The organism is Thermococcus sp. (assembly GCF_027066465.1).
Lineage (GTDB): Archaea > Methanobacteriota_B > Thermococci > Thermococcales > Thermococcaceae > Thermococcus.
The window spans coordinates 1-3447 of record NZ_JAMONU010000041.1 but is presented as its reverse complement, the minus strand read 5'-3'; the positions used below and the strand labels follow the sequence as shown (position 1 = coordinate 3447).

Genomic DNA, 3447 nt, shown 5'->3' with positions numbered 1-3447 from the left:
AGAAGCCGGTGGAGGTCGAACTCCGCTTCCTCAACAGCGCCTTTGCAGAGGTTTCAGAACTTCTTCCGGCTGTTGAAAGGCTCGACGGAAGGACCGTCAGGTTCAGAGCGGAGAGCGTTGAGGAGGCCTACAGGATTGTTGAGCTTCTCGTGTTCGCCTCGGTTGGAGTAAATGCCGTCGTTAACCGCTAAGGATTTAAAGCTCAAAGGAGACCTTGAGATGCCCCCGGGAAACCGCGGGGGATGAGCGCCTCGGCGAGCTGTGATTCCCCTTCGCTCCCCGGGGGCACAGCCACGACCTCGCTTCACCTGCGAACTGTTCTCTGAGCCTAAGCTGAGTTAGCTGAGTTTAAAGCCGGTCCGCCCAATAGAGCGTTGAACCAAAAAGCTTAACCGTCCACAGCCCCCTAGACAGGCACATGAAGAAGCTCGGAATAGTGCTTACAGTTCTGGTTTTCCTCGCACTTCTGTGGAGCATACACGCCAAGGTCATCGAGAACAAGACTTCCAGCGGCATTCCTCCCACGTCCCACCAGCCGGTCTCCCCTTCCGAAGAGAAGCCCATAACGGCTCAGCAGTACGAGAAGCTCCTCGGCGTTGGAATCGACGTTGATTGGATGAGCTTCACGAGGGTTCACGGCTACTACTTCTACTGGCGCTCGAAGGGAGTTAACATACCGGAGTACTTCAAGAAAGCCGGCTTCTCCAACGTCAGAATACGCGTTGATGCGGACGTCGTGAGCAACAAGACAGCGTTGATTCAGCTCGGCGAGATAGTCAACGACACCCTCCGGGCAGGACTCATACCGATTATCACATATACGGCACCGGAGCTGAGGAACGACCCGACGAGCGAGAAGGCCCAAGAGCACTTCGTCCTCTGGTGGAAGACCGTCGCCGAGTACTTCAAAGGAACCTCCTATCTCCTCTCCTACGACCTCCTCATAGAGTCGAGCGGGCCTATTGAAGCCTACCCCAACGTCCTCAACAAGGTTTACGCCCAGACAATAAGAGAAATCCGGGAAATAGACCCCTACCGGCTGGTTTTCGTGACCCCTGCGCGGGTTTCAAGCCCCTTCTACCTCAAGTACCTCAACGTTACCAACGACGGCTACACCCTCGCCGAGTGGCACATCTACGCGGGTGGTCCTAAGCACTGCACCTACAACATGACCCTGATAGAGAGCGCGATAAACGCCGCCCTCAACTGGTCGAAAAAGACGGGAATTCCCACCTGGGTCGGTGCGTGGAGGCCGTTCTGGTTTTCAAAGAAGGATAAAAGCGTTCAGTGCCCGATTCAGGCCGACGTTGATTTTGGAAAGGTCATGGCTTCGGCCCTCCGGAACGCCGGAATCCCCTACGACATCAACGCAGACGTCTGGTTCTTCAACATCGAGAACCTCACGTGGTATCAGGACAGGCTTCCGGTTCTGAGGACGGTTCTTCACCCCTCGTCCTCCACGTAGGGGGCGGTTATGACTTTCCTTATCTCCCTCGCCTTCTTCTCGCCTATTCCCTCGACCTCCTTGAGCTCCTCCTCGGTTGCTGTGAAGACCCGCTCGACGTTGCCAAAATGTTTGAGCAGGCGCTTGGCCAGCGTCGAGGAGACGTTTGGAAGGCCCTCAACGATTAGGCGCTGCCTCTCAGCCAAGGTCAGGGCCTTTTTCTCGCTCCTCAACCTCACCTCCTTCTTCCTCTCCTCCTGCTCGCGTTTAGCTAAGAGGTAAATGAACTGGGCCGTTTCCTCCTTTCCCGAGGAAAAGAGTACCGGAACACCCCAGTCAACGGTTACAGAGGCTATTGCTCCCCTAATCGCGTTGGGGTGGACGTTCCTTATGCCGTAGAGCTCTCCCTCGATGATTATCACGGGCTTCTCGTAGGCCCTCTTGAGCCGTTCCACCTGGTCGAAGAGCCTGCCGTCTATGATTGACTGTATGAAGTCGTTGGCGCTCTTCCGCTCTATTCCCACCTCCTCGCTGACGACGTAATCTGCCACATCAAGGGTTCTGACCTCAATCTCAGCCCCAAGCTCCTTCAGAATCTTCGGCACCCCGCTCCTCAGCTCGCGCGAGTCAACGTAGACCACTATCCCCCTCGGCTTCCTCACGAATATCGGCTTAATCGGGATTTCAACCTCCCCTTTCTTCTCCCGAATCCCCGGTGTCTGAGACTCGACCTTTTTCTCCGATTCTTTCTCCTTCTCGCTCCCGGCCTTCTTGGTCTTGCCAACCTTCAGGAACGCATCTAAGGGGGTTATCTTACCCTTCCCCACTTCAACCCTCTCCTGGCCTTGTGATTCCCTCTCAAGCTTTAGTTCAAGCTCTCCACCGACTTTCCTTATTGCATCAAACATCCCCTTCTCCTTCCTCCGGGAGCTCCAGTAGTAGGCCTCGTCGCGCGTTCCCTTGGCCATGAGGATTACAACTTTTCCCGGCCTGTGTCTTCCGGTCCTGCCACGACGCTGTATGCTTCTTATTGCTGAAGGCACAGGTTCGTAGAATACGACAAGGTCCACTTCCGGAACGTCCAGTCCCTCCTCGCCGACGCTCGTGGCAACCAGAACGTTGAACTCACCGCGCGAGAACCTGTCCAAAACCTCTTTCTGCTCCCTCTGACTCATCCCTCTGTCTTTTCCCCTGTTCGCCTGCCCTATGAAGCGCTCTGCCGAGATGCCGAGCTTCTGAAGCTCCTCAACTATCTTCCTCCCCGTGTCCCGGTAGTTCGTGAAGACTATTATCTTCGAGTCCGGCTTCTTCTCAAGCTGTTTTCTGAGAAGCTCCTTCAGCTTCTCCATCTTCGGGTGGTCGAGACCGAGTTCCTTCGCCTGAACGAGGAGGTATATCACCTTCCTCATTCGCGGGTCTTCCATGAGTTCTCTACCCGACTTTGAACGGTCCTCGCGGAGCTTCTTGAGGTAGCTCCTGAGGGCAGTTAGCCCCTGAGTTTCGAGTAGTTCAATCGCGTGGTGGAGCTTCATGGCCTTGGCCTGGTGCTTCTTGAGGTAGCCAATGGAGTGGTCCCCCTTGGCCATCGCCTGGTTTATCTTCGAGCCCGCCTGAAGGACTTCCCTCTTCGAGATATCCGGTGAGGAGGAACTCACAAGGCCGGCATCGGCGAGGGGTTTGAGGCTCTCCTTGAGCATCTCGCGCAGGATTTTTCTTACGTCCTTGTAGATTCCCGGTAGCTCAACCTTAACCCAGTCGAAGGCTATCCTCTGGACGTAGGGCTTAACATCCGGCGAGCTCTCGGTTCTAACTTCTATGCGCTCTATCCCGAGGTTCTCCACTATCTCCCGAATCTTCTCCTCGTCGCTACCGGGCGATGCAGTTAATCCGAGGACGAGCGGATGCTTTGCGGTTTTGAGGTACTCCCTCGCTATGAAGACGTAGGCGTAGTTGCCAACCGCGCGATGGGCTTCATCGACGACGAGCAGGACGACGTCCTCAAG

At 55.6% G+C, this 3447-nt stretch carries 3 protein-coding genes; 2 read left to right on the top strand and 1 reads right to left on the bottom strand.

The genetic code is table 11. From position 1 onward, the window contains the following. Together MVK46_RS01860 and MVK46_RS01855 are read left to right on the top strand one after the other, a co-directional pair. Window positions 1–191 (top strand): M55 family metallopeptidase (locus MVK46_RS01860; protein ID WP_297534843.1); only part of this gene is annotated, 191 nt, incomplete at its 5' end. Between the two features lie 227 nt (window positions 192–418). Then, window positions 419–1465, top strand: a complete 1047-nt coding sequence (locus MVK46_RS01855; protein ID WP_297534842.1) for a cellulase family glycosylhydrolase — start codon at window positions 419–421, stop codon at window positions 1463–1465. On the opposite strand, the gene MVK46_RS01850 is transcribed toward MVK46_RS01855, so the two are convergent. Continuing rightward, a partial coding sequence (locus tag MVK46_RS01850) for a DEAD/DEAH box helicase (RefSeq protein WP_297534840.1) occupies window positions 1444–3447 on the bottom strand: 2004 nt, incomplete at its 5' end. The genes MVK46_RS01855 and MVK46_RS01850 overlap by 22 nt on opposite strands.